This window comes from Massilia sp. (assembly GCF_031995545.1).
Classification (GTDB): Bacteria; Pseudomonadota; Gammaproteobacteria; order Burkholderiales; family Burkholderiaceae_D; genus Telluria.
In genome coordinates, this window is the sequence record NZ_DAMAGA010000014.1 from 9,492 (window position 1) to 34,252 (window position 24,761).

General features: G+C 64.9%; 19 protein-coding genes. 13 read left to right on the top strand and 6 right to left on the bottom strand.

Annotated elements, in window-relative coordinates; translation table 11 throughout:
* Positions 1-868: arginine--tRNA ligase (argS, locus tag RTQ83_RS12130; protein WP_312514710.1), on the bottom strand; the 868-nt coding region annotated here is incomplete at its 3' end.
* Positions 869-1,072: 204 nt separating this feature from the next.
* Here argS and rsmB point away from each other — a divergent pair.
* The 6 genes from rsmB to RTQ83_RS12160 all read left to right on the top strand — a co-directional run bounded on the left by rsmB (position 1,073) and on the right by RTQ83_RS12160 (position 7,326).
* Positions 1,073-2,722 (top strand): 16S rRNA (cytosine(967)-C(5))-methyltransferase RsmB, encoded by a 1,650-nt coding sequence (gene rsmB, locus RTQ83_RS12135; protein ID WP_312514712.1) that lies wholly within the window; start codon positions 1,073-1,075, stop codon positions 2,720-2,722.
* Positions 2,723-2,764: 42 nt separating this feature from the next.
* Positions 2,765-3,340 carry a DUF4390 domain-containing protein gene (locus RTQ83_RS12140; RefSeq protein ID WP_312514714.1) on the top strand — a complete coding sequence of 192 codons (576 nt, stop codon included), beginning with the start codon at positions 2,765-2,767 and terminating at the stop codon, positions 3,338-3,340.
* Positions 3,330-5,651, top strand: a complete 2,322-nt coding sequence (locus tag RTQ83_RS12145) for an ATP-binding protein (RefSeq protein WP_312514716.1) — start codon at positions 3,330-3,332, stop codon at positions 5,649-5,651. Before RTQ83_RS12140 ends, RTQ83_RS12145 begins: the two co-directional genes overlap by 11 nt.
* A 52-nt stretch (positions 5,652-5,703) precedes the next feature.
* Complete coding sequence (locus RTQ83_RS12150) at positions 5,704-6,504, top strand: response regulator (RefSeq protein ID WP_312514718.1); 801 nt, start codon at positions 5,704-5,706, stop codon at positions 6,502-6,504.
* A complete protein-coding gene (locus tag RTQ83_RS12155) occupies positions 6,504-6,923 on the top strand; it encodes a GTPase (RefSeq protein WP_312514720.1) in 420 nt (139 codons plus the stop codon). The genes RTQ83_RS12150 and RTQ83_RS12155 overlap by 1 nt, the downstream gene beginning before the upstream one ends.
* Before the next feature lie 145 nt (positions 6,924-7,068).
* Complete coding sequence (locus tag RTQ83_RS12160; protein ID WP_312514722.1) at positions 7,069-7,326, top strand: DUF3567 domain-containing protein; 258 nt, start codon at positions 7,069-7,071, stop codon at positions 7,324-7,326.
* A 141-nt stretch (positions 7,327-7,467) separates the two neighbouring features.
* On the opposite strand, the gene RTQ83_RS12165 is transcribed toward RTQ83_RS12160, so the two are convergent.
* Positions 7,468-9,669 (bottom strand): TonB-dependent siderophore receptor, encoded by a 2,202-nt coding sequence (locus RTQ83_RS12165; RefSeq protein ID WP_312514724.1) that lies wholly within the window; start codon positions 9,667-9,669, stop codon positions 7,468-7,470.
* A 117-nt stretch (positions 9,670-9,786) separates the two neighbouring features.
* Here RTQ83_RS12165 and RTQ83_RS12170 point away from each other — a divergent pair, with 117 nt between their 5' ends.
* Together RTQ83_RS12170 and RTQ83_RS12175 are read left to right on the top strand one after the other, a co-directional pair.
* Entirely contained in the window at positions 9,787-10,551 is a 765-nt protein-coding gene (locus RTQ83_RS12170) for a class II glutamine amidotransferase (protein WP_312514726.1), read from the top strand.
* A gap of 114 nt (positions 10,552-10,665) precedes the next feature.
* Positions 10,666-11,943, top strand: a complete 1,278-nt coding sequence (locus tag RTQ83_RS12175) for an EAL domain-containing protein (protein WP_312514728.1) — start codon at positions 10,666-10,668, stop codon at positions 11,941-11,943.
* 9 nt (positions 11,944-11,952) lie between these two features.
* Here RTQ83_RS12175 and RTQ83_RS12180 read toward each other — a convergent pair whose 3' ends face one another.
* Together RTQ83_RS12180 and metH are read right to left on the bottom strand one after the other, a co-directional pair.
* Entirely contained in the window at positions 11,953-12,330 is a 378-nt protein-coding gene (locus RTQ83_RS12180) for an SPW repeat protein (RefSeq protein WP_312514730.1), read from the bottom strand.
* A gap of 96 nt (positions 12,331-12,426) precedes the next feature.
* Positions 12,427-16,194 carry a methionine synthase gene (gene metH / locus RTQ83_RS12185; RefSeq protein WP_312514732.1) on the bottom strand — a complete coding sequence of 1,256 codons (3,768 nt, stop codon included), beginning with the start codon at positions 16,192-16,194 and terminating at the stop codon, positions 12,427-12,429.
* Positions 16,195-16,494: 300 nt separating this feature from the next.
* On the opposite strand from metH, the gene RTQ83_RS12190 reads away from it, so the two are divergent.
* A complete protein-coding gene (locus RTQ83_RS12190) occupies positions 16,495-16,689 on the top strand; it encodes a BrnA antitoxin family protein (protein ID WP_409456107.1) in 195 nt (64 codons plus the stop codon).
* 252 nt (positions 16,690-16,941) lie between these two features.
* Here RTQ83_RS12190 and fmt read toward each other — a convergent pair whose 3' ends face one another.
* Both fmt and def read right to left on the bottom strand, forming a co-directional pair.
* Positions 16,942-17,889, bottom strand: a complete 948-nt coding sequence (fmt, locus tag RTQ83_RS12195; protein ID WP_312514736.1) for a methionyl-tRNA formyltransferase — start codon at positions 17,887-17,889, stop codon at positions 16,942-16,944.
* A gap of 11 nt (positions 17,890-17,900) precedes the next feature.
* Positions 17,901-18,440, bottom strand: a complete 540-nt coding sequence (def, locus tag RTQ83_RS12200; RefSeq protein WP_312514738.1) for a peptide deformylase — start codon at positions 18,438-18,440, stop codon at positions 17,901-17,903.
* A gap of 311 nt (positions 18,441-18,751) precedes the next feature.
* Here def and RTQ83_RS12205 point away from each other — a divergent pair, with 311 nt between their 5' ends.
* The 4 genes from RTQ83_RS12205 to RTQ83_RS12220 all read left to right on the top strand — a co-directional run bounded on the left by RTQ83_RS12205 (position 18,752) and on the right by RTQ83_RS12220 (position 24,684).
* Complete coding sequence (locus RTQ83_RS12205; protein ID WP_312514740.1) at positions 18,752-19,873, top strand: LysM peptidoglycan-binding domain-containing protein; 1,122 nt, start codon at positions 18,752-18,754, stop codon at positions 19,871-19,873.
* A gap of 7 nt (positions 19,874-19,880) precedes the next feature.
* The gene (gene dprA / locus RTQ83_RS12210) at positions 19,881-21,023 is read left to right on the top strand and encodes a DNA-processing protein DprA (protein WP_312514742.1); all 1,143 of its coding nucleotides are present in this window, start codon (positions 19,881-19,883) and stop codon (positions 21,021-21,023) included.
* 214 nt (positions 21,024-21,237) lie between these two features.
* Positions 21,238-21,696 carry a DUF494 family protein gene (locus RTQ83_RS12215; RefSeq protein ID WP_290418179.1) on the top strand — a complete coding sequence of 153 codons (459 nt, stop codon included), beginning with the start codon at positions 21,238-21,240 and terminating at the stop codon, positions 21,694-21,696.
* Positions 21,697-22,014: 318 nt separating this feature from the next.
* Entirely contained in the window at positions 22,015-24,684 is a 2,670-nt protein-coding gene (locus RTQ83_RS12220; protein WP_312514745.1) for a DNA topoisomerase III, read from the top strand.
* Positions 24,685-24,761 lie beyond the last annotated feature (77 nt).

The window sequence follows — 24,761 nt, forward strand, 5'->3', positions numbered from 1 at the left end:
TGCCGGCCTCGATCAGGGTCTGCACCGCGGTTTCCACCTTGCCGTCGGCGTACAGCGACGATTCGAGGTAGTAGTTGTCGAACTTGACGCCGAACGATTGCAGGTCCATGTCCTGCTCGTTGCGCAGGTAGGTGACGGCGAAGCGGCGGATCGATTCGATGTCTTCGACGTCGCCGCTGGCGGTGGCCGGCTCGCCGTCGCTGGCCGAGACGGTCTTCCTGGCCAGGTAGTCGGCCGCGATCTCGGCGATGTAGTCGCCGTTGTACGCGGATTCTGGCCATTCGGCGTCGCCCGGCTTGAAGCCGCGCGCGCGCGCCTGCACCGAGTTGGCCAGGGTGGCGATCTGCACGCCGGCGTCGTTGTAATAGAACTCGCGCGTGACTTCGTGGCCTTGCGACTCGAACAGCGACGACAGCGCGTCGCCCAGCGCGGCCTGGCGGCCGTGACCGACGTGCAGCGGGCCGGTCGGGTTGGCCGAGACGAATTCGATGATCGCGTGGTGGCCGTTGCCCGAAGTGCCGCGGCCGAACGCCTGGCCCTGCTCGAGAACGGTGCGCACCACAGACTGCTTGGCGCTGGCGGCCACGCGCAGGTTGATGAAGCCGGGTCCGGCGATGTCGATCGATTCGATCAGGTCTTGCGCGCCCGGCTCGGCCTGCAGCGCAGCGACCAGGCGGACCGCCAGTTCGCGCGGGTTGGTTTTCAGCTGCTTGGCCAGCTGCATGGCGATGTTGCAGGCGATGTCGCCGTGCGACGGGTCGCGCGGACGCTCGAGCACCACGTTAGGGGTGAGGTCGGTACCGGCGACGATCGGCGCCAGGGCTGCCTGGAACAGGGCAACGATTTGTTGTTTTTGTTGGGCGAGCATGGGAATGGTCGAAAGAGTAAGGTATGGCGGTGAACGCAGAGCCTGAGGCAGGCAAACAGCTGCCATTATACTAGTTTGGGAAACTGGATTGGCTGCCGGCGGCGCGGCCATTGGTGCTCAGGCAACGGCATTGCAACACCATTAAGCGTCGCCAAAGGCATAACCGTTACAATGGACGCCCTTTTTCGCAACATTGTATTCGCCATGACCGACAAGCGCCCGACGCTCTCCCTGAAACCCAAGGCCAAGGCCGCTGCCGGCAGCGCCCGCACTGGCGCGGTCGGTCGTGGACCGGCCCAGTCCGGCGGCGGACGCCCGGCCCAGGGTGGCGGCAAGCCCGGCCCGTCCAGCACCGGCCAGGCGCGTGCGCTGGACAAGGATGCGCGTCCGGTCGGCAAGCCGCCGCGGGTGCAGGGTGGCGACTTCCCGGGCGCGGCCAGGCAGCGCGGCGAACAGGGGCGTTTGGAGCCGCGCTATGAACGCCAGCGCGAGGAAGCTCCGCGCCTGCGCCAGAGCCATGAAGTCAAAGTCCAGCCGCAGCGCGACTTCCGTCCCGACCTGAAACCCGATTCGCTGGCGCTGGCCCTGCTGGGCGCGGCCAATGCGGTGTCGCGGGTGCGCACCGGCAGCGCACTGCCGCAGGCGCTGTCGGCCGTGTTCTCTGCCTACGATGCGGCGCCGCAGGCGCGCGGCGCGATCCAGGACATCGCCTACCGCACCATGCGCCAGCTGGGCCGCGGCGAGGTGCTGCTGGGCCTGATGACCACCAAGGCGCCCGAGCCGCCGATGCTGGCGGGGCTCCTTTATGCCGCGCTGGCGCTGCTCGATCCGGCGGAAGACGGCGAACCGCCGTACGAAGCCTTTACCGTGGTCGACCAGGCGGTCAGTGCCGCCGCCGCCCACCCCGACTTTGCCCATGCCAAGGCCATGGTCAATGCGGTGCTGCGCCGCTTCCTGCGCGAGCGCGAGGCGCTGGTCGAACAGGCACTGCGCGAACCGCTGGCGCGCTGGAATTATCCGCAGTGGTGGATCGACGCCACCCGCACTGCCTACCCGCGCGACTGGGAAGCGATCCTGAAGGCCGGCAACGCCCATCCGCCATTGACCCTGCGCGTCAACCGCCGTCACACGACAGTGGACGCTTACTTGCAGACCCTGCACGAGGCCGGCATCGAGGCCGCGCAGGTGGGCCCGATGGCCGTGCGTCTGGCGCAGGCGATCAATGTGGCGCAGATCCCGGGCTTCGCCGACGGCGTGGTCTCAGTGCAGGATGCCGGCGCCCAGCTGGCCGCGCCGCTGCTCGATCTGCAGGACGGCATGCGCGTGCTGGACGCCTGCGCCGCCCCGGGCGGCAAGAGCGGCCACATCCTCGAAGCGGCCGACGTGAACCTGACCTCGGTCGACGCCGACCCGGCGCGCCTGGCACGGGTGGGCGACAACCTGGGCAGGCTTGGGCTGGAAGCGCAACTGCTGGCGGCCGACGCCGGCAGCCGCGACTGGTGGGACGGACAGCAGTTCGATCGCATCCTGGCCGACGTACCGTGCACCGCCTCGGGCATCGTGCGCCGCCACCCGGACATCCGCTGGTTGCGCCGCAAGTCGGATACATCCCAACTTGCAACACTTTCCACCAAAATACTCGACAATCTTTGGCAGATGTTGCTGCCCAATGGTAAATTGCTGTTCGTGACATGTTCGCTCTGGCCCCAGGAATCGGAGGCGCAGGCCGCCGCATTCGCGGTGCGCCACGACGCAGTCCGCCTCGACGCGCCGGGCCAACTGCTGCCGACCGGCGGCTCCGGGCAAGATCATGACGGTCTGTTCTACGCCCTGTTCCAGAAGAAAGCGGCGTAAGGTTCTCTAACATACGCGCATTTTTAAGGCACCGGCCCACCCGTGACGTACCGATTTTTCAGCCTCTTCGCATGCCAGCTGCTGCTGGCGGTTGCGTGCGCCCTCATGGGCGCACCGGCGCGGGCGGCTGACGGAATCGACATCACGCGCGCCACCATCGAAGCCGGCGACGACGGCTACCGCCTGAATACCGCCTACGAATTCGAGCTCAATCACGGCCTCAAGGACGCGATCCAGCATGGCGTCCAGCTGCACTTCACCACCGAGATCGAGCTGACGCGCCCGCGCTGGTGGTGGCGCGACGAGAAGGCCGTCGAACTGAAACGCACCATCCGCATTTCATATGACGTGCTCACACGCCAGTACCACGTGATGGTGATGGGCAGCTTCCAGCAAAGCTTCCAGACCTTCGACGAAGCGATGTTCATGATCCGGCGCCCGACGCGCTGGCTGATCGCGCCCAAGGGCAAACTCAAACCCGGCGAGACGTATGAAGTCTCGCTGCGCATGTACATGGACCGCGAATACCTGCAGAAGCCCTTGCAGGTGAACGCCTTCAACGACTCCGACTGGCGCCTCACTTCGAACAGGAAGACCTTCAACTACCGTGCGGAGTAAATCGGTCAATCAGGTGCTGCGCTATGCGCTGGTGGTGGGCGGCGCGGTCGTCTCCATCCTGCTGTTCCTGCTGGCGTCGGCCTCGGACAACTCCGGCTTCTTCGACCGCTATTACGGCTGGCTGCTGGGCCTGAACGCCGCGATGGCCGTCGTGCTCCTGACCCTGGTGGTGGTGGGGCTGGCGCGCCTGTATTCGCGCTACAAGGCCGGCAAGTTCGGCTCGCGCCTGATGGCGAGGCTGGTGCTGCTGTTCGCCGGCATCGGCATCCTGCCCGGGCTGGTGATCTTCATGGTGTCGGTGATGTTCGTGTCGCACTCGATCGACTCCTGGTTCGACGTCAAGATCGAAGCCGCGCTCACGTCCGGCCTCAACCTGGGCCGCGCCGCGCTGGACGAGTCGCTGTCCGAGCTGGGCGCCACCGGCCAGACCGCGGCCGCCACCCTGGCCGGCCAGAACGACATGACGGCGCAGCCGGTGCTGGCGCGTTTATTGAGCGACACCAGCGGCCTGCAAAGCGCCATGCTGCTGGATGCCAACGGCGGCGTGCTGGCCGCCGCCACCGAAGACCGGCGCGCCAACCTGGCGGCCGACATCCCTGATCCACAAATGCTGCGCTCGGCCACCATGCCGGGCGGGTATGCGCGCGCCGAAGGCGGTATCGAGCGCGACTTCCGCGACCAGGAAGCGCAAGGAGGAGGGCAGGCCAATTCCCTCGACGCCGTCACCAGCCTGCGCCTGCGCGTGGTGTTGATGGTGCCCGAGCCTCCCGGCGCCGAGCCGCGCTACCTGCAGCTGCTGCAATCGGTGCCGGTGAACCTGGCCTCGAACGCCGAGGTGCTGCGCACCGCCTACAGCGAATACCAGCAGCGCAACGTGGCGCGCACCGGCCTGCGCAAGATGTACATCGAGACGCTGACCCTGACGCTGCTGCTGGCGATCTTCGGCGCCATCGGCAGCGCCTTCCTGATCGCCGGTAACCTGGCGCAGCCGCTGCTGGTGCTGGCCGAAGGCACGCAGGCGGTGGCCGAGGGCGACCTGTCGCCGCGCCCGATCGTCGAGACCAACGACGAACTGGGCACGCTGACCCAGTCGTTCAACGCCATGACCGGCCAGCTGTTCGAAGCGCGCAGCGCGGTCGAACGCAACCGCGCCGCGCTGCAAAGCGCCAAGGCCCACCTGGAGTCGGTGCTTGCCAATATGTCGGCTGGCGTGATCGTGCTCGACGCCGAAGGCACGGTGGTCAACTCGAACGACGCCGCCTACCGCATCCTGCAGGTCGAGCCGGGCGCGCTGGCCGGGCCGCTGGCGCGCATCCCGGGGCTGGAACATTTTTCGGTATGCGTCACGCGCGCCTTCTCGGCCCAGAGCGCGCACTCGGCAGCCGACCGCCGCAAGCGCGGTCACTGGCAGCAGCAGATCGAGATCCCGCGCGACGCGCTGCGCAAATCCGGCGGCGAGGAACCCGATCACGACATCGCCCTGCTGGCGCGCGGCTCGCGCCTGCCGGTGGGCGCCGACAGCGGCTTCATCGTGGTGTTCGACGATATCTCGGACGTGATCACGGCCCAGCGCTCGGTGGCCTGGGGTGAGGTGGCGCGGCGCCTGGCGCACGAGATCAAGAACCCGCTGACCCCGATCCAGCTGGCGGCCGAACGCATGCAGATGAAGCTGGAAGATCATCTGCCCGAGACCCAGGCCGATCTCCTGCGCCGCAGCACTACCACCATCGTCAACCAGGTCGACGCCATGAAGCGCATGGTGGACGACTTCCGCGACTACGCGCGCACGCCGCCGGCGGTGCTCGAGCCGCTCGACCTGAACGGCCTGATCGACGAAATCCTGAGCCTGTACCTGGCCGAGGACGCGAGCGACATCATCCGCGCGCGTCTGGCATCCGGCCTGCCGCGCGTGATGGGCGACCCGACCCAGCTGCGCCAGGTGATCCACAACCTGCTGCAGAACGCCCAGGACGCCCTGATCGACCGCGGCCCGGACGCGCCGCCGCCGCTGGTCGAGGTGGTCACCGAGGCGATCCACTACACCGGCGCCGACGGCATGCTGGGCGTGGCGGTGCGCCTGGCGATCATGGACAACGGCCCCGGCTTCGCGCCCAAGATCCTGGCGCGCGCGTTCGAACCCTACGTCACCTCGAAGGCGCGTGGCACCGGCCTCGGCCTGCCGATGGTGAAGAAGATCGTGGACGAACACGGCGGCCGGATCGATCTCACCAACCGCACGGATGGAAGTGGCGCGGCGGTATCGATTTTGCTGTTAAAGTTAGCGCCAGAGGCGAACTTGGCCGAAGTGTGAAAGACTTATAAAATACACACCATGACGGGTAGAAGATCAGGAAGGCAGAGAGATGGCGAACATACTCGTAGTTGACGATGAAATGGGCATCCGGGAACTTCTTTCCGAGATCCTGGGCGACGAAGGACATGCCATCACCCTGGCCGAGAACGCGCAGCAGGCGCGCGAGGCGCGCGCGGCCGGCGCACCCGACCTGGTGCTGCTCGATATCTGGATGCCGGACACCGACGGCGTCACCTTGCTCAAGGAGTGGCAGCGCGACGGCTTGCTGACCATGCCGGTGATCATGATGTCGGGCCACGCGACCATCGACACCGCGGTCGAGGCCACGCGTATCGGCGCATTGAATTTCCTCGAAAAACCGATTGCCCTGCAAAAGCTGCTCAAAGCCGTGCAGCAGGGCCTGACGCGCGCCCAGGAAGTGGCGCGCGCACCGATGGCGCCGCCGCGTCCGATCGCGCCGAGTGCACCGGCCGTGGCCGAACCGGCCGCCAGCGCGCCGATGTTCGCGCCGCAGCCCGGCGCGGGTGCCGGCATCGGCGCCGGCGTCGGCGCCGGCGTCGGCATGGGCGCCGCGGTGGGCGGTGTCGGCGCGGCCGGGATCGGCAACGGTTCGCGCCTGGTGCATGCGATCTCGCATGGCGAAGGCACCGGCTACACGCTGTCGTTCGACTTGCCGCTGCGCGAGGCGCGCGACGCTTTCGAGCGCATGTACTTCGAACACCACCTGGGCCGCGAAGGCGGCAGCATGACGCGCGTTGCCGAGAAGACCGGCCTCGAGCGTACCCACCTGTACCGCAAGCTCAAGCAGCTGGGCGTCGAGCCGGGCAAGCTGGCCAAAAAAGGAGGCTGATGGCCCCCGCGGCCACCAGCACCACCCTCGTCACCGGCGCCAGCGCCGGCGTGCGCGAAGCGGCAATCGCGGCGCTGCTGGCAGCGTCCGCAGATCGCTCCGCCGTCTTCACCCCAGGGGACGGCGCACTCCCTCCATCAGTCTCTGCTCTGGATGCGGTCATCCTCGAAGGATTCGGTGTCGCCGCCGATCCGCTCGAGAACGGTCCCGGCCTGCATGTGACGCGCATCGCTCCCGGCTGCCTGTGCTGCGACGGCAATCTGGTTTTGCGTGTAACATTAAATCGACTGCTACGTCAACGCCCTCGACGACTGTTCATCGGTCTGGCGAGCAGCGAACACCTTGATCAGTTGCGATCGTGGCTGCAGTCTCCGCCATACGATCAGCTGTTGGCGCTAGACCCGGTCGTCTCCGCCTGAGACGCCGCCTGAAGACCATGCGCGATATGTGGTCACTCTTGAAATCGGTTTGGCCAGCCCCACCTCTTTAACGAAGTGAAGAGCCTGCTGCTCGCCGCCAGACGGCAGGTTTGCACAAACACTCTGATCGAGAGAAGGAGTCATCATGAACATGATCTACAACAGCGAACAGTACAGCATCGTGGAGTTCGGCGTCGACCGTGAAGTCGAGGCTCTGCGATTTGGCGGCTTCGAAATCGTCGACAAAGCCGGGCGCTGCGAAGCGTTCATCGGCGGTCGCCTGGCGCAATCGTTCCGGCGCGACGTCAACAACCTGATCGCCAGCGAACCGACGATGGAAGAAATCGACGACTTCCTCGGTTCGTATGACACCCTGATGAGCCAGCCGGTGGTGCTGCATTAAGCGCCCCGCATCCTCCGCTTGGGAAGGATCCGGCTCACCAATGCACAGTGCCCGCTGACGCATCCGAAGATGGCGAGCGGGCACTGTTGGAAACACAAGGACGAAACGCCCTAGCGAGCGCTTCGTCCTGACTTCACCTCATCAGAAATCGACCTGCGCCGACAGCAGCACTGTACGTGGTGCGGCCACGGTGCCCACGGTCGCCAGCGTGCTGCTCGACAGCCAGTACGCCTTGTTGGCCACATTCTCCACGTTCGCACGCAGCATCACCGGTTTACCCATGATCGCGGTGCGATAACGCGCGCCGATGTCGATGCGGTTCCACGACGGCAGGGTCAAGGTGTTGGCGACGTCGAACGGCGCTTCGGCGGTGTAGATGGCGCGCGCATTCAGGCTCAGGCCCGGCACCCATGGCAGGTCCCAGTCAGCGCCGAGGTTGAAGGTGCGCTTCGGCACGCCGATCGCATCCTTGCCGTCGTTGACACCGCCGGCGCTGCGCGCCAGCGTGGCGTCGAAGAAGGTGGCGCTGGCCATCAGGCGCACATTGCGCACGACTTCACCCATGGTCGACAGTTCCAGGCCGCGGTTGCGCTGCTTGCCGTCCAGGCTGTAGATATTGGTGAACGGATCGGTCAGCGCGTTCGGGCGGTCGACCTGGAACACCGAGACCGTGCTCATCATCTTGTCGTGCTCGACCTTCACGCCGGCTTCGTACTGCTTCGACTTGTACGGCGGGAAGACTTCGCCGCGGTTGGCCGCGGTGTCCGGTGCGGTGCTGCCGCGCGACAGGCCGGCGGTGAAGTTACCGTACACCGAGACATTCTGCATCGGCTTGAACACGACGCCGGCCAGCGGCGCCACGGCGCTCTCGTCGTAGGCACCGGTGACGGCGCCGGCAGCGTTGAAGTTTTTCGCGTCCACCGTCTGGCGGCGCGCGCCGGCCGTGATCAGGAGGCGGTCGTCCAGCAGCGACACGGTGTCGGTCACGGCAAAGCTCGACAGCTTGGTGCGCGAGTTCAGCGTGGTCGCCAGGCGAGTGCCGTTCATCACCGGCAGCGCTGCCGGGTAATAGATGTTCGAATTGACCGGGGCGCTGGTCGCGGTCAGGTAGAAGCTGCCGGCTTCGGTTTCCAGGCTGGAGGCGGATACGCTGGCGGTGTGCTTGATGGCGCCGGTACGGAAGTTGAAGCGTGCGCCGACCTGGCCGGTCTTGTTGTGCGAGGCGGCGTCGTACCAGGCGTTACTGATGCGCATATTGCCGTTGACGTCGATCGCATCGTTGCCGCGCACCGACGGGAAATCCTGCTCGCTGGCGCCGTAGCGGTAGCCGGCGGTCGCGTACAGCATCACGTCCGGGTTCAGGTCGTATTCGATGCGCGAGGAAATGGTGGCGTCGCGGAAGGTCAGTTCGGCGCCGGGATACAGCGCGCGGTGGCCCGACGGCGCCTTCGGGATGCTGCGGATGCCCGGGCGGAAGCCGGTCTGGGCGCGGAAGGTGTCGGTGTCTTCGCGCTGGCCGTAGGTGTCCAGGCTCCAGCGCAGCTTGTCCGAGCGGTAGTCCAGGGCCAGGGCCAGCGTGCTGGCTTCCATCTGGCCGTCGTCCAGGGTGGTGTCGCCCTTGCGGTAGACGCCGTTGAAGCGCACGCCCCATTCGCCGTTGTTGCCGAAGCGGCGGCCGACATCGACGTGGGTGCCGAAGATGGCCTGGCTTTCATAGGTGCCGGTGATGCGGGTCAGCGGCTTGTCGCCGGCCTTCTTGGTGACGATATTGATGTTGCCGCCGACGCCACCGCTCGGGCTGATGCCGTACACCAGCGTGCCCGGACCCTTCAGCACTTCGACCCGTTCCATGATCGCGGCCGGCATGCGGTTCGACGAAGTGAGGCCATACAGGCCATTCAGGCCGACGTCGCCGCTGGTGACGTTGAAGCCGCGGATCTGGAAGTCTTCGCTGAAGCCGCCGGTCGAGGTCATCAGGCGCACCGAAGCGTCGTTGACGACCACGTCGGCCAGGGTGCGCGCCTGCACGTCTTCCAGCATCTGCGACGTGTAGTTGTTGGTGCTGAACGGGGTATCCATGACGTCCGCCGAACCCAGCACGCCGAGGCTGCCGCGGCGGGCCACGCCGCCGTTCATGTACGGCGCTTCGGCGTCGCCCTTGGCGCCGGTGATGACCACGCTTTCGATCTGCGGGGTCGCCTGTTGCTGGGCGTATGCCGCGAACGGCAGCAGGGCGACCGGCGCCGCGACGACGCCGCTCAGGGCCAGCTTGACGAAGCGCGCCAGCGGTTTCTGGCGGCAGACTGGAGAATTATCGTTCGGACGCAACTGCTTAGTGTTCATGGAGTACCCGGATTATTTTTGTAAATGAGAATGATTATTATATCCATTCGCATTTTTGGGGTCAATCCGGCCGGTGGCCTGATTCCGCCCGCCGGCCCGGCGTGGTAAGCTCCGGCCATGTGCCAGCTACTCGGAATGAATTGCAATGTCCCTACTGACATTGTTTTCTCTTTTACCGGCTTCGCCCACCGCGGCGGACGTACCGATACCCACCATGACGGCTGGGGCATCGCCTTCTTCGAGGGCAGCGGGGTGCGCCATTTCGTCGATCACCAAGCCGCGATCGCCTCGCCGATCGCCGAGCTGATCAAGCGCTATCCGATCAAGTCGACCAACGTCATCGCCCACATCCGCAAGGCCACCGTGGGCCAGGTGGCGCTGGAGAATTGCCATCCCTTCGTGCGCGAGCTGTGGGGGCGCTACTGGGTGTTTGCCCATAACGGCGACCTGAAGGACTTTGCGCCAATGCTCGACGGCCCGTTCCGGCCGGTGGGCAGCACCGACAGCGAGCTGGCGTTCTGCTACCTGCTGCAATGCCTGCGCCAGGAGTTCGGCGACACTGCGCCGGATCATGCCGCCTTGCGATCAGCGCTGGAGCGCATCATTCCCGGCATTGCCGCCCACGGCACCTTCAACATGATGCTGTCGGACGGCACCGCGCTGTTCACCCATTGCTCGACCAAGCTGTGCTACGTGGTGCGGCAATATCCCTTCGTGACCGCCTGCCTGTCGGACGAGGACCTGTCGGTCGACTTCTCGCAGGTGACCACGCCCAATGACCGGGTCGCGATCATCGTCACCGAACCGCTCACCACCAACGAAACCTGGACCCAGTTCCAGCCCGGCGAACTCAAATTGTTCGTGGACGGCCTGCCACAGTGATGGCCGCGGGTGGTGATGATTTGTTATCATTCCCCGAGTAAATTAGTTCCCTAAAAACACTGATACCGGCGGATGCGGTAGAGTAGTTCCGTTGCCGCGACGAAAAGAGACGCCATGACCGATACCGCCAGCCTCGACGAGGCTTCCCAGCCTCTGCGCATGCGCAATTTTTATCTGGCGCGCCAGCCGATCCTGGACCGCAATCAGGCGCTGTTCGGCTATGAGTTGCTGTTTCGCGGTAGCGCAAATGGAAGCGCACCGGTCGACTCCGGCGTGGCTGCCAGCGCCGGCGTGCTGCACCACGCATCGCAGCTGGGCCTGCCGCGCGCGATCGGCGACGCCACTGCCTTCCTGAACATCGACCGCGACGGTCTGATGAGCGACATCTTCGCCTTTCTGCCGCGCGAGCGGATGGTGCTGGAACTGGTGCGTTCGGTCGAGCCGGACGACGCCGTCATCGAACGCATGCGGGTCTTGAGCGGCCACGGTTTCCGCTTCGCAGTGGAAGCTTCGAACCACGGTCCAGAGCTGTCGCGCCTGCTGCCGGTGATCGACTTCGTCAAGATGGATCTGCGCGCGCTGCCGATCGTGACCCTGCTGTCGCTGGCGCCACGCCTGCGCACCACCGGCAAGCGGCTGGTGGCGGAGAAGGTCGAGAACCACACCGAATACCGCACCTGCCTCGACGTCGGCTTCGACTACTTCCAGGGCTATTACTTCGCCAAGCCGACCGTGATGAGCGGCCGCAAGCTGTCGCCCTCGCAGACCACGGTGCTGGCGCTGATGGACCTGATCAATGCCGACGCCGACAACAGCGCGATCGAAGCGCTGGTCAAGCGCGAAGTCTCGCTCGGCATGAACCTGCTGCGCCTGGTGAACACGCCGGCGCTGGGGGCGGGGCGTCGCATCGAGTCGATCAGCCAGGCCCTGAGCCTGCTGGGCCGGCGCCAGCTGCAGCGCTGGCTGCAGATTTTGCTGTTCGCCGAAGCCGACGTGCGCGGCCACAGCCAGAGCCCGCTGCTGATGCTGGCCACCACCCGCGCGCGCCTGATGGAGTTGCTGGCGCAGCGCCTGCGTCCGGCGCAGAAGAACGTGGCCGATGTCGCCTTCACGGTGGGCATGATGTCGCTGATGGACACGCTGTTCTGCATGCCGATGCGCGACATCGTCGAGCAGATTCCGGTGATCGACGAAGTGCGCGATGGGCTGCTGAAGCGCACGGGCTTCTTCGGCGAGCTGCTGCGCCTGGCCGAATCGATCGAGCGCATGGACGATGCGCAGGATGAGGTGCTGCCGGTGTTGCAGGCGTTGTCGATCGAAGGCGACGACCTGGCCGAGCTCGAAGTCTCGGCCTTCGAGTGGAGCGACAAGGTGGTGCGTTACGCCATGTAACCCGCCATATCAGCCCGCTGCGCCGGTCTTGGTCCACTGCCGGTGCAGCTCGGGGTCGCTGCGCAACTCCCACAATCCCAGCACGATCGTGGCGACGCCCGATACCAGCAGGCTGGTCGTCATCATCCGATCCGGCACCGTGCCCACCAGCCACGGCGACACCGCGGTCCAGGCCCCGACCACCACATTCAGCACCACCGCCCACACATAGGTCTTGTACAGGTCGAATGCCGCCAGCACCGCCATGATGATGCCGGCCACATAGGCATTGATGGCCGGGATCGAATCGGATGGATAGCCGAACGCCAGCGGCGAGATGATGAGCCAGACGCCGATCAGCAAGATCACCTGGTCTTGCCAGCGCCGGGTCGAAAAGTGCATTGCCATGACTGCCTCCGCACGATGAGCGGATTCCGGAAGAATCCCATTCGACTTTGACCAGAAAAAACGCCGCGAAGTTCGCGGCGTTGGAGGAGGGCAGGCTTACAGGTTCGGCGCCAGGTGGCGCTCGACTTCCGCGCGCTCCATGCCGCGCCGCGCGGCCATGTCGGCGACCTGGTCTTCGCCGATCTTGCCGACCACGAAGTACTTCGATTCCGGATGCGCGAAGTAGAAGCCCGACACCGCCGCGCCCGGATACATGGCGTACGACTCGGTTAGCTCCATGCCGATCTCCTGCGCCTGCAGCGTCTTGAACATGTCGGCCTTCACCGTGTGTTCCGGGCAGGCCGGATAGCCCGGCGCCGGGCGGATGCCCTTGTACTCTTCGGCGATCAGCGCTTCGTTGCTCAGGTCCTCGTCCGCCGCATAACCCCACAGGTCGGTACGCACGCGCTGGTGCAGGTATTCGGCGAAGGCTTCGGCCAGGCGGTCAGCCAGCGACTTGAGCATGATCGACGAGTAGTCGTCGTGCGCCGCTTCGAAGCGCTGCTCGTGCTTCTCGATGCCCAGGCCCGCCGTCACCGCGAACATGCCGATGTAATCAAGCGTGCCGCTGTCCTTCGGCGCGACGAAGTCGGCCAGGCACTGGTTCGCGCGCTGCGCGCCGTCGACCACCGGCTTGACGCCCTGCTGGCGCAGGCCATACCAGGTGAAGTCCACGGTCTCGCGCGATTCGTCGGTATAGATCTCGATGTCGTCGTCGCCCACGCTGTTGGCCGGCAGCAGGGCGATCACGCCGTTGGCGGTCAGCCAGCGGCCTTCGATGATCTTCTTCAGCATGGCCTGGCCTTCGGCAAACACCTTGGTCGCCGCTTCGCCCACCACCTCGTCGGTGAGGATCGCAGGGTAGGGGCCGGCCAGGTCCCAGGTCTGGAAGAACGGGCCCCAGTCGATGTAGCGCGCGATCAGGTTCAGGTCGACGTTCTTGAACATGCGGCGGCCGATGAACTTCGGCTTGACCGGCGCATACTCCAGCTTCGCCTTGTTGGCGCGCGCCTGCTCGAGCGTCAGCATCGGCAGCGCCTTCTTGCCGGCGTGCTGGATGCGGATGCGCTCGTAGTCCTGCGCCAGTTCGATGATGTAGGCATCGCGCGTGTCTTCGGTCACCAGGGCCTGGCCGACCGACACCGAGCGCGACGCGTCCGGCACATAGACCACCGGGCCTTCATAGTGCGGCGCGATTTTCACGGCGGTGTGGGCGCGGCTGGTGGTGGCGCCGCCGATCAGCAGCGGCACCTGGCGATCGCGGAACCACGGGTCGCGCTGCATCTCGCGCGCCACGTGCGCCATCTCTTCGAGCGACGGCGTGATCAGGCCCGACAGGCCCACCATGTCGGCGTTTTCTTCCTTGGCTTTCGCCAGGATATCGGCGCACGGCACCATCACGCCCATGTTCACGATCTCGAAGTTATTACATTGCAGGACCACCGAGACAATGTTCTTGCCGATGTCGTGCACGTCGCCCTTGACGGTGGCGATCACCATCTTGCCCTTCGGCTTGGCGACCACGCCGGTGCGCGCTTCTTCCTGTGCCTTTTCTTCTTCGATGAACGGCACCAGGTGGGCCACCGCCTGCTTCATCACGCGCGCCGACTTGACCACCTGCGGCAGGAACATCTTGCCCTGTCCGAACAGGTCGCCGACGATGTTCATGCCGTCCATCAGCGGGCCTTCGATCACGTGGATCGGACGGCCTTGCGCGGCCAGGACCTGCTGGCGCATCTCTTCGGTGTCTTCGACGATCCACTGCGTGATGCCGTGCACCAGCGCGTGCGCCAGGCGCTTTTCGACCGGGGCGTTGCGCCACTCTAGGTTCTGTTCCTGCTTGGCGCCGCCGGCCTTCAGGGTGCCGGCGAATTCGATCATGCGCTCGGTGGCGTCCTTGCGGCGGTTCAGCACCACGTCTTCCACGCGCTCGCGCAGCTCGGCGTCGAGGTCGTCGTAGACGCCGACCATGCCGGCGTTGACGATGCCCATGGTCAGGCCGGCCTTGATCGCGTGGTACAGGAACACGGTGTGGATCGCTTCGCGCGCCGGGTCGTTGCCGCGGAAGGAGAACGACACGTTCGACACGCCGCCCGAGATCTTCGCGTGCGGCAGGTTGTCGCGGATCCAGGCGCAGGCTTCGATGAAGTCGTTGGCGTAGTTGTCGTGTTCCTCGATGCCGGTGGCGATCGCGAAAATGTTGGGGTCGAAGATGATGTCTTCCGGCGGGAAGCCGACCTTCTCGACCAGCACCTGATAGGCGCGGCCGCAGATCTCGGTCTTGCGCGCGAAGGTGTCGGCCTGGCCGGTTTCGTCGAACGCCATCACGATCACGGCGGCGCCATAGCGGCGGCACAGGCGTGCCTGGCGGATGAATTCTTCTTCGCCTTCCTTCATCGAGATCGAGTTGACGATCGCCTTGCCCTGCACGCACTTCAGGCCCGCCTCGATCACCGACCATTTGGACGAGTCGATCATCACCGGCACGCGCGAGATATCGGGCTCGGACGCGATCAGGTTCAGGAAGCGCGTCATCGCCGCCTGCGAATCGAGTATCGCTTCGTCCATATTGATGTCGATGACCTGGGCGCCGTTCTCGACCTGCTGGCGCGCCACCGACAGCGCCTCGTCGAACTGCTCGTTCAGGATCATGCGCGCGAACGCTTTCGAGCCGGTGACGTTGGTGCGTTCGCCGACGTTGACGAACAGCGACGATTCGTCGATCGTGAACGGCTCCAGCCCCGACAGGCGCATCGCGACCGGCACTTCCGGCACGGCGCGTGGCGTCTGGGTTTCCAGGATCTTCGCGATGGCCGCGATGTGCTCGGGCGTGGTGCCGCAGCAGCCGCCGGCGATGTTGATGAAGCCGGCCTCCGCGAATTCGCGCAGCAGGGCCGAGGTGTCGGCCGGCAGCTCGTCGAAGCCGGTGTCGCTCATCGGGTTGGGCAGGCCGGCGTTCGGGTAGATGCAGACGAAGGTATCGGCGATTTGCGACAGCTCTTGCGCGTAAGGGCGCATCAGCGCCGCGCCGAGCGCGCAATTGAGGCCAATGGTCAGCGGCTTGGCGTGGCGCACCGAGTTCCAGAATGCCGGCACGGTCTGGCCTGACAGGATGCGGCCCGAGGCGTCGGTGACGGTGCCCGAGATCATCAGCGGCAGGCGCGGCGTCTCGGGATGCTCGTCGAAATACTGGTCGATCGCGAACAGCGCCGCCTTGCAGTTCAGGGTGTCGAAGATGGTCTCGACCAGCAGCACGTCGGCGCCGCCGTCGACCAGGCCGCGCACCTGTTCGTGATACGACTCTACCAATTGGTCGAAGGTGATGTTGCGCGCTGCCGGGTCGTTCACGTCGGGCGAGATCGAGGCGGTCTTCGGGGTCGGTCCCAGGGCGCCGGCGACGAAGCGCGGCTTGTCTGGCGTCGAGTATTTGTCGCAGGCGGCGCGTGCCAGCTTCGCCGCTTCGACGTTCATCTCGTAGGCCAGGTGCGCCATGTGATAGTCCTCCTGCGCTACGCCGGTGGCGCCGAAGGTATTGGTCTCGAGCAGGTCGGCGCCGGCGGCCAGGTAGCGCTCGTGGATCTCCTGGATCACGTGCGGCTGGGTCAGCGTCAGCAGCTCGTTATTGCCCTTCACGAACAGCTCGCGGTTGCCGCTGCCTTCCGGTGCGGCGAAGGTGGCGAACCGCTCGCCGCGGTAGGCCGCTTCGTCCAGCTTGTACTGCTGGATGATGGTGCCCATCGCGCCATCCAGGATCATGATGCGGCGTGCAAGGATCTCGCGCAGCTGGGTTTCGATCGGGGAGATGGCGTTGAGGCGGGCGTTCATGATGGGGGTCTTCCTGGACATGCGGCTTGACAGGCCGTTTACTGTTGGGCGGTCTGTCATTATACGGCAAGCCCGCGGCATGCGGCCGGGATGGCCTCAGGGCGCTCGGGGTGAGAATCCGTGTATGTATCCTTATGTATTCATACGGCTGGGTGTTACACGACGTTACAATTCACGGGGGTACCGCAATCTTTACGATACATAACGCAACGACAATCGAAGTCCGCCTCCGTGGAGAGGCGAACGTAAAGATGGGATAACCGTATGAACAAAGAATACCAACCGGATTGGGATCAGCCTATGGACCGCAACCCGGAGCCAGCAATGTCGTCGAAGCCTCAAGTCGCCAGCAATGGTGTGAAACAGATCGTCACGATCCGCCTGGACGTGGACATGCTCGATTGGTTCAAGTCGGCGGGTCCCGGTTACCAGACCCGTATCAATCAGGTGCTGCGTGAGCATATGGATGCGCAGCGTGCAGGGCGTTCGGAGTAACTTCAGTACTGATTTATCTGCGGCGCAGCGTTGAGTCGGCGCCGGGGTTTTACTTACATTAGTTAGCCCAAAAATCGTCATCCCCGCGCAGGCGGGGACCCAAGTTAACGTGCGTCGCCACTACGTTCGCTATAGGTGGAGTGCGTGAAAACTTGGGTCCCCGCCTCCGCGGGGATGACGTTTTAAAGCTAACGAAAAAAAACGACGCGCATGGTGCGCGTCGTTTTTAGTGATCAATCTGGCGTACCGCGGTCAAGCGAAGCGCAAGCCCGCCAGCGCGAACCCCTTCAGGAACTCGGCCGCCGCCAGGCGCTTGCCGCCCGGCTTCTGCAACTCGTTCAGGCGCAGCGCACCTTCGCCGCAAGCGACCACGATCCCTGCGGCATCGGCCTGCAATACTTCACCCGGCGCGCCGTTGCCCGCAACCGGCACCGCCTGCCAGATCTTGACCGCGCTGCCTTCCACCACGCCATTCGCACCCGGGAACGGATTGAACGCCCGGATCTTGCGTGCCAATACCTCGGCCGGCAGGCTGAAGTCCAGCTTGGCTTCTTCCTTGCTGATCTTGGCGGCGTAGTTCACGCCTTGTTCCGGCTGCGGCGTTGCCGGCAACTGGCCGGCTTCCATCTTGCGCAGTGCTTCGACGATCATGCGTCCGCCCATGTCCGCCAGCTTGTCGTGCAGGCTGCCGGTGGTGTCGGTGTCCAGAATCGGCAGACGCTCGATCAACAGCATCGGCCCGGTATCCAGGCCTTCTTCCATCTCCATGATCGTGACGCCGGTCTCCACGTCGCCCGATTCGATCGCGCGGTGGATCGGCGCGGCGCCGCGCCAGCGTGGCAGGAGCGAACCGTGGATATTGATGCAGGGACGGATGTCGAGCGTGCTGCGTGGCAGGATCAGGCCGTAGGCCGCGACCACCATCACGTCGTACTCGATCGCATTCAACAGATCATGCGCGGCGCGCGCTTCCCCGGCGCGTTGCGGATCCTTGCTGTCGGTGCGCAGCGACAGCGGCTGCGCTACCTGCATGCCGTTTGCCACGGCATATTGCTTGACCGCCGAGGCTTGCAGCTGCATGCCGCGCCCGGCCGGACGGTCGGGCTGGGTCAGGACCAGCGGGATCTCGAAACCGGCCTCGTGCAGGGCGCGCAGGGCGACGGCGGCGAACTCGGGGGTGCCGGCAAAGACGACTTTCATGGCGCCCCGGTTCAACGGCGCGCCGAACGCTGGGCGGCGTCGCGCGCCATGCCGCGTTCTTCCTTCTGCAGCTTGGCCTTGATGCGGTTGCGCTTGAGCGGCGACAGGTATTCGACGAACACCTTGCCCACCAGGTGGTCCATCTCGTGCTGGATGCACACCGCCAGCAGGCCGTCGGCGTCGACCGTGAATTCCTTGCCGTCGACGTCGAAAGCGCGCACCTTCACCTGGCTCGGGCGCTCGACGCCGTCATACACGCCGGGCACCGACAGGCAGCCTTCGTCGTAGACCTGCTTGTCGTCGCTGGCCCAGGTGATTTCGGGGTTGATGAACACGATCAGGTTGTCTTGCGCTTCGCTGACGTCGATCGTCACCACGCGCTCGTGCACGTCGACCTGGGTCGCGGCCAAGCCGACGCCGGGCGCGTCATACATGGTTTCCGCCATGTCGGCCACCAGCTTGCGCAGACGGTCGGTGCCGAATTCGGTGACCGGCGCGGCGATCTTGTGCAGGCGCGGATCAGGGTAGCGGAGGATGTTGAGTAAGGCCATATTCAGATTCGGTTTCGGTTGAGTGGACAGCGTGATGACAGCACATCAAGAGCGCGTGCAAAAATGCAAACGCAACAACGGGGACAGCCCGCCGGAAGGCAGTTTGTCTTGCTACTTCAGGGATTTATGTGCAGAATTTGATTCAATACGGCAACCCTTTTCAAGGCAGGGAGCGGTACCATCGGGCTGTCACAAGTGGCGTTTCTTGCGTCGCAGCCGGGGCGAAAACGCTAGCAGGAGTGACCCAGCCAGTGATCGGTCGTCGTTTGTTCACAACGTGTTCCCAACGCCGCACATAACGGACGTCTTCAATGAAAAATTTTAGCACAGTCGCGACCCGCGCTGCTGCCGTCGTGCTGGTCGCCGTGTCCGTGCTGGGCAGCGCTTCCGCCGCCACCCAGTCACCCGCACCGACCTGCACCTTCCGTCCGGACGCACCCGACCAGCATGTGGTGGTCAAGGGCGATACCCTGTGGGACATTTCCGGCACCTTCTTGCGCAACCCATGGTGCTGGCCGCAAGTCTGGGGCATGAACCGCGACGAGATCCGCAATCCGCACTGGATCTATCCGGGCCAGATCGTGTATTTCGACCGCGCCCGCGGCCGCCTGTCCCTGAACCGTCCCGGCAGCGGCGGCGGTGGCGACGGCCGTGGCGAGCCGCCTGTGCTGCGCCTGTCGCCGCAGGTACGCAGCGAGTCGCTCGAGCAGAGCGCGGTGCCGGCGATTCCGGCCGGCGCCATCGAACCCTACCTGACCCAGCCGCTGGTGGTCGAAGCGAACGAACTGGCCGGCGCGCCGCGCATCGTCGCTTCACAGGAAGGCCGCGTCTATCTGGGCGAGGGCGACCGCGTCTATGTGCGTGGCGAGCTGAAGGGCAGCAGCAGCTTCCAGGTGTTCCGTCCCGGCAATCCGCTGCGCGACCCGCAGAGCGGCAAGGTGTTGGCGCACGAGGCCGCCTACCTGGGCAGCGTCAAGCTGGTCAGCGCGGCCAAGCCCGGCGTCGATGTCCACACTTTTGTTGTCAGCAATACGCTGCAGGAAATGGGCGTCGGCGACCTGCTGGTGCCGGCGCCGCCGCAGCCGGTGCGCAACTACGTGCCGCATGCGCCGCTGGCGACGGTCGATGCGCGCATCATGTCGATCTATTCCGGCGTCACCTATGCCGGCCAGAGCCAAGTGGTGACTGTCAATCGGGGCACGCTTGACGGACTCGATATCGGCGCCGTGCTGCAGCTCTATCATTTCGGGAAGACGGTGCCCGACCCCGAGAGCAAAGGCTTCCTCGGCATGGGCCGGTCGACACTCAAGCTGCCCGACGAACAATACGGCAGCCTGTTCATCTTCCGCGTGTTCAACAATGTGTCGTACGGCTTGATCATGCAGGTAACGGCGCCGGTGCAAGTGGGCGACGTGGCCAAATCACCGGAGTAAATTCGCCGTGCAGGACACGGAACCCCACAGCGCCGATGCGGCAAAGGACACAGCCCGTGCGGCTTCGATCGCGGACTGGCTGAGGCTGGAACAGGCCGACGGCGTGGGGTGCCGCAGCGCGCACCTGCTGCTGTCCGTGTTCGGCTCGCCCGGCGCCATCCTGCGCGCCGGCCACGCGGCGCTCGCCGCCCACGTGTCATCGGCCCAGGCGCAGGCCTTGTGCGCGCCGGCCACGCCCGACTTTCATACGCTGGTCGCGGCTACGCATGACTGGCTGGCGCGGCCCGGCCACCACCTGATCACCTTCCACGATGCCGATTACCCGGCGGCGCTGGCCGAAATCCCCGATCCGCCACTGCTGCTGTATATCAGCGGCCGCCGCGAACTGTTGACACGGCCGCTGGTGGCGGTGGTCGGCAGCCGCAACGCCAGCGTGCAGGGCAAGCTCGATGCCGAATCGTTTTCCGCGGCGCTCTCGAGTGCCGGCCTGTGCGTGGTCTCGGGGCTGGCGCTGGGGATCGATACCGCGGCCCACGAAGGCGCGCTGCGTGGCGCCGGCTCGACGATCGCCGTGGTCGGCACCGGCCTGGATCGCGTGTATCCGGCGCGCAACCGCGACCTGGCGCACCGCATCGCCGCGCATGGCTGCCTGGTCAGCGAATACGCACTGGGTACGCCGCCGCTGGCCGCCAACTTCCCGCGCCGCAACCGCGTGATCAGCGGCCTGGCGGCGGGCGTGCTGGTGGTCGAGGCGGCGGCGCAGTCGGGCTCGCTGATCACGGCGCAGATGGCGGCCGAGCAGGGTAGGGAGGTGTTCGCGCTTCCCGGCTCGATTCATTCGGCGCTGGCCAAGGGATGTCATCGCCTGATCCGCGATGGCGCGCAGCTGGTGGAGACGGTGGAAGAGGTGCTGGAAGCGATGCAGGTGTCTCCGCTGGCGGCGCCGGCTGCCAGGGCAGAGCCCAAAGAGGTCGATGATAGCGACGACGATCTGCTGGTCGCCCTCGGCGCCGAACCGGTAGCGCTGGACGATTTATTGGCCCGCCTCGGCGGCGATGCCGGCGCGCTCGGCAGCCGTTTGCTGGGCCTGGAACTGGCCGGTCTGGTAACCCAATTGCCGGGCGGACGGGTGCAGCGGATCTGGCGTTGAAACCGCCTTATTTCACTGAAAATAATGTGTAATGGCACGAAAGGATTGTCCTTCGTTCCATCCTCTTTATAAATTGTATGTTCTTGTTTTTAATAGGATTTGGGTAAGCTGGTTGAACGGATAAGGCCGCCATACAACGTTTTTTCCTACAGGCAGCGAAGCGCACGTGCTGCACTTGTACCTCGGCGAGCTTAGCTGCTACAGTAGCGTCACTATGTTCGACATCCTGGTCTATCTCTACGAGACGTACTACCGTCCCGACGCCTGCCCCGAGCCGGCAGCCCTGGCGCGCAAACTGTCCGCCGTTGGCTTCGACGACATCGAAATTTCGGAAGCCCTCGACTGGCTGACCGGGCTGACCGATGCGCCGCTGCCCGAGACAATCGATGCCTCCACCGGTACCCGCTACTACGTGGACGAAGAGTACATCGAGCTGGGCAGCGCCGCGATCGGCTTCATCGCTTTCCTCGAAAGCGCCAAGGTGCTCGGCCCGATCCAGCGCGAAATCGTGATCGAGCGCGCGCTGGCGTGCGACGAGTCGCCGATCGCTTTGAGCAAGCTCAAGATCATCGTGCTGATGGTGCTCTGGAGCCAGGGCAAGGAGCCGGACGCGCTGATGTTCGACGACCTGTTCGGCGACGATGACGAGCAGGAACCGCGCCTGCTGCACTGATTTCCACCGGACGATCAACTCGTCCACGCAACACACGACAACGGGGCCTGCGCGCCCCGTTTTTGCTTTTCTGGCGCTCTATTTTTGCGCAGAAATTGCTGTTTTCCTGGGGCACATGCCAAGGCGATTGCACCACGGTGCAGCGCAACCCCTACTTGCGGGGAGCGCGAGAACACGCTTATCATTGGCCGCTTAATCGGGATTGTTACCAACCAGACACTATGGACGTTTTCACTGTCATGTCTGTGAGCATGTATGATGCCCGAGCATCGTGCCCCGAGCAAAACACACTATATAAAGAGCAAGACGAGAATCACTATGACCAAATCCCTCATCATCGCCGAGAAGCCATCGGTCGCGAACGACATCGCGAAGACGCTCGGTGGCTTCACCAAGCACGATGAGTACTTCGAGTCCGACGAATACGTCCTCTCGTCCGCCGTCGGCCACCTGCTCGAGATCGCCGTGCCCGAGGAATACGACGTCAAGCGCGGCAAGTGGAGCTTCACCCACCTGCCGATGATTCCGCCGTATTTCGCGCTGAATCCAATCGCCAAGACCGAGTCGCGCCTCAAGGTGCTCAACAAGCTGATCAAGCGCAAGGACGTCACCACCCTGATCAATGCATGTGACGCGGGGCGCGAAGGTGAACTGATCTTCCGCCTGATCGCGCAGAATGCGAAAGCCAAGCAGCCGGTCAAGCGCCTGTGGCTGCAGTCGATGACGGCAAATGCGATCCGCGAAGGCTTCGCCAACCTGCGCAGCGACGACGAGATGCTGCCGCTGGCCGACGCCGCCCGTTGCCGTTCCGAAGCCGACTGGCTGATCGGCATCAACGGCACCCGCGCCATGACCGCGTTCAACTCGAAAGAGGGCGGGTTCTACCTGACCACCGTGGGCCGGGTGCAGACCCCGACCCTGTCGATCGTGGTCGAGCGCGAAGAAAAGATCAAGAAGTTCGTCCCGCGCGACTACTGGGAAGTGCGCGCCGAGTTCGTGTGCGCCGCCGGCGTCTACGAAGGCCGCTGGCTCGACACCAAGTTCAAGAAAGACGAGAACGACCCCGAGAAGCGTGCCGAGCGCCTGTGGAGCAAGGCCGCCGCCGATTCGATCGCCACCGCCTGCCGCGGCAAGCAGGGCGTGGTCACCGAGGAATCGAAGCCGACCACCTCGATGGCGCCGGCCCTGTTCGACCTGACCTCGCTGCAGCGCGAGGCCAACGGCCGCTTCGGCTTCTCGGCCAAGAACACCCTGGGCCTGGCCCAGGCGCTGTACGAAAAGCACAAGGTGCTGACCTACCCGCGTACCGATTCGCGCCACCTGCCGGAAGACTATATCGGCACCGTGAAGAGCACGCTCGATTCGCTGGCCGACACCAATAACTACAACCAGTTCGCCAAGCAGATCACCAAGAACGGCTGGGTCAAGCCGAACAAGCGCATTTTTGATAACACCAAGATCTCGGACCACTTTGCCATCATTCCGACCGGCGTGATCCCGAAGAATCTGAGCGAACCGGAACAGAAGCTGTACGACCTGGTCACGCGCCGTTTCCTGGCGGTGTTCTTCCCGGCCGCCGAATTCCTGGTCACCACCCGCTTCACCGAAGTCTCGGGCCACCAGTTCAAGACAGAGGGCAAGGTGATGACCAACCCCGGCTGGCTGGCGGTGTATGGCAAGGAAAACGGCGACGACAAGGATGGCGCCAACCTGCCGCCGGTGGCCAAGGGCGAGCATGTGCTGGCCGATAAACTGACCGCCAACGGCCTGGTCACCAAGCCGCCGGCGCGCTACAACGAAGCGACGCTGCTGTCGGCGATGGAAGGCGCCGGCAAGCTGGTCGACTCGGACGAGCTGCGCGACGCCATGGCCGGCAAGGGCCTGGGCACGCCGGCCACGCGCGCCGCCATCATTGAAGGTCTGCTGACCGAGAAATACCTGCTGCGCGAAGGGCGCGAGCTGATGCCCACCGCGAAAGCGTTCCAGCTGATGACGCTGCTGCGCGGCCTGGGCGTGAACGAACTGACCGCGCCCGAGCTCACCGGCGAGTGGGAATTCAAGCTATCGCAAATGGAGAAGGGCAAGATCTCGCGTGAAGAATTCATGCGCGAAATCGCCCAGATGACCCAGATCATCGTCAAGCGCGCCAAGGAATACGACAACGCCACCATTCCCGGCGACTACGCGACCCTGGTCAACCCGTGCCCGAACTGCGCCGGCGTGGTCAAGGAAAACTACCGCCGCTTCGCCTGCACCAAGTGCGACTTCTCGATGAGCAAGACGCCGGGCAGCCGCCAGTTCGAGATCGAGGAAGTCGAAGAGCTGCTGGCCAACCGCACCATCGGTCCGCTGCAAGGCTTCCGCTCCAAGATGGGCCGTCCGTTCGCGGCGATCCTGCGCATCGTGCGCGACGAAGAGATCAAGAACTTCAAGCTCGAATTCGACTTCGGCCAGGACGATGAAAGCGAAGAGGGCGAAGGCGTCGACTTCAGCGCCCAGACCCCGCTTGGTCCTTGCCCGAAGTGCAACGGTGGCGTGTACGAGATGCCGCTGGCCTATGTTTGCGAGCACAGCGTGGCCAAGCCGAAGACCTGCGACTTCCGCAGCGGCCGCATCATCCTGCAACAGGAAATCCTGCCCGAGCAGATGGCGAAACTGCTCAATGACGGCAAGACCGACCTGCTGCCGGGCTTCGTGTCGCAGCGCACGCGTCGTGCCTTCAAAGCGTTCCTGACGCGCGGCAAGGATGGCAAGATCAGCTTCGAGTTCGAGGAGCGCAAGGCCAAGCCGGGCGCCAAGGGCAAGGCCGCCGATGGCGCGGAAGGTGCGGCCGATGGTGCCGCGGACAGCGCGCCGATCGCGGTGAAGGCGGCGCGCAAGGCCGCGGCCAAGGCGCCGGCGAAAACGGCTGCCAAGAAACCGGCCGCCAAGCCGGTCGCGCGCAAGGCGCCGGCCAAGAAAGCGACGGCCGCCGCAGCCAAGAAATAAGCTGTTCCTGGCTGTTCAGGCAATAAAAAAACCGCGGCGCGCCGCGGTTCTTTTTCGTCTCCGGCAAGCGCATCCAG

Coding starts and splice junctions, on each gene's coding strand:
- rsmB (WP_312514712.1), top strand. CDS start 1,073: ATGACCGACAAGCGCCCGACGCTCTCCCTGAAACCCAAGGCCAAGGCC.
- RTQ83_RS12150 (WP_312514718.1), top strand. CDS start 5,704: ATGGCGAACATACTCGTAGTTGACGATGAAATGGGCATCCGGGAACTT.
- RTQ83_RS12155 (WP_312514720.1), top strand. CDS start 6,504: ATGGCCCCCGCGGCCACCAGCACCACCCTCGTCACCGGCGCCAGCGCC.
- RTQ83_RS12160 (WP_312514722.1), top strand. CDS start 7,069: ATGAACATGATCTACAACAGCGAACAGTACAGCATCGTGGAGTTCGGC.
- RTQ83_RS12165 (WP_312514724.1), bottom strand. CDS start 9,669: ATGAACACTAAGCAGTTGCGTCCGAACGATAATTCTCCAGTCTGCCGC.
- RTQ83_RS12170 (WP_312514726.1), top strand. CDS start 9,787: ATGTGCCAGCTACTCGGAATGAATTGCAATGTCCCTACTGACATTGTT.
- RTQ83_RS12175 (WP_312514728.1), top strand. CDS start 10,666: ATGACCGATACCGCCAGCCTCGACGAGGCTTCCCAGCCTCTGCGCATG.
- RTQ83_RS12180 (WP_312514730.1), bottom strand. CDS start 12,330: ATGGCAATGCACTTTTCGACCCGGCGCTGGCAAGACCAGGTGATCTTG.
- metH (WP_312514732.1), bottom strand. CDS start 16,194: ATGAACGCCCGCCTCAACGCCATCTCCCCGATCGAAACCCAGCTGCGC.
- RTQ83_RS12190 (WP_409456107.1), top strand. CDS start 16,495: ATGGACCGCAACCCGGAGCCAGCAATGTCGTCGAAGCCTCAAGTCGCC.
- fmt (WP_312514736.1), bottom strand. CDS start 17,889: ATGAAAGTCGTCTTTGCCGGCACCCCCGAGTTCGCCGCCGTCGCCCTG.
- def (WP_312514738.1), bottom strand. CDS start 18,440: ATGGCCTTACTCAACATCCTCCGCTACCCTGATCCGCGCCTGCACAAG.
- RTQ83_RS12205 (WP_312514740.1), top strand. CDS start 18,752: ATGAAAAATTTTAGCACAGTCGCGACCCGCGCTGCTGCCGTCGTGCTG.
- RTQ83_RS12215 (WP_290418179.1), top strand. CDS start 21,238: ATGTTCGACATCCTGGTCTATCTCTACGAGACGTACTACCGTCCCGAC.
- RTQ83_RS12220 (WP_312514745.1), top strand. CDS start 22,015: ATGACCAAATCCCTCATCATCGCCGAGAAGCCATCGGTCGCGAACGAC.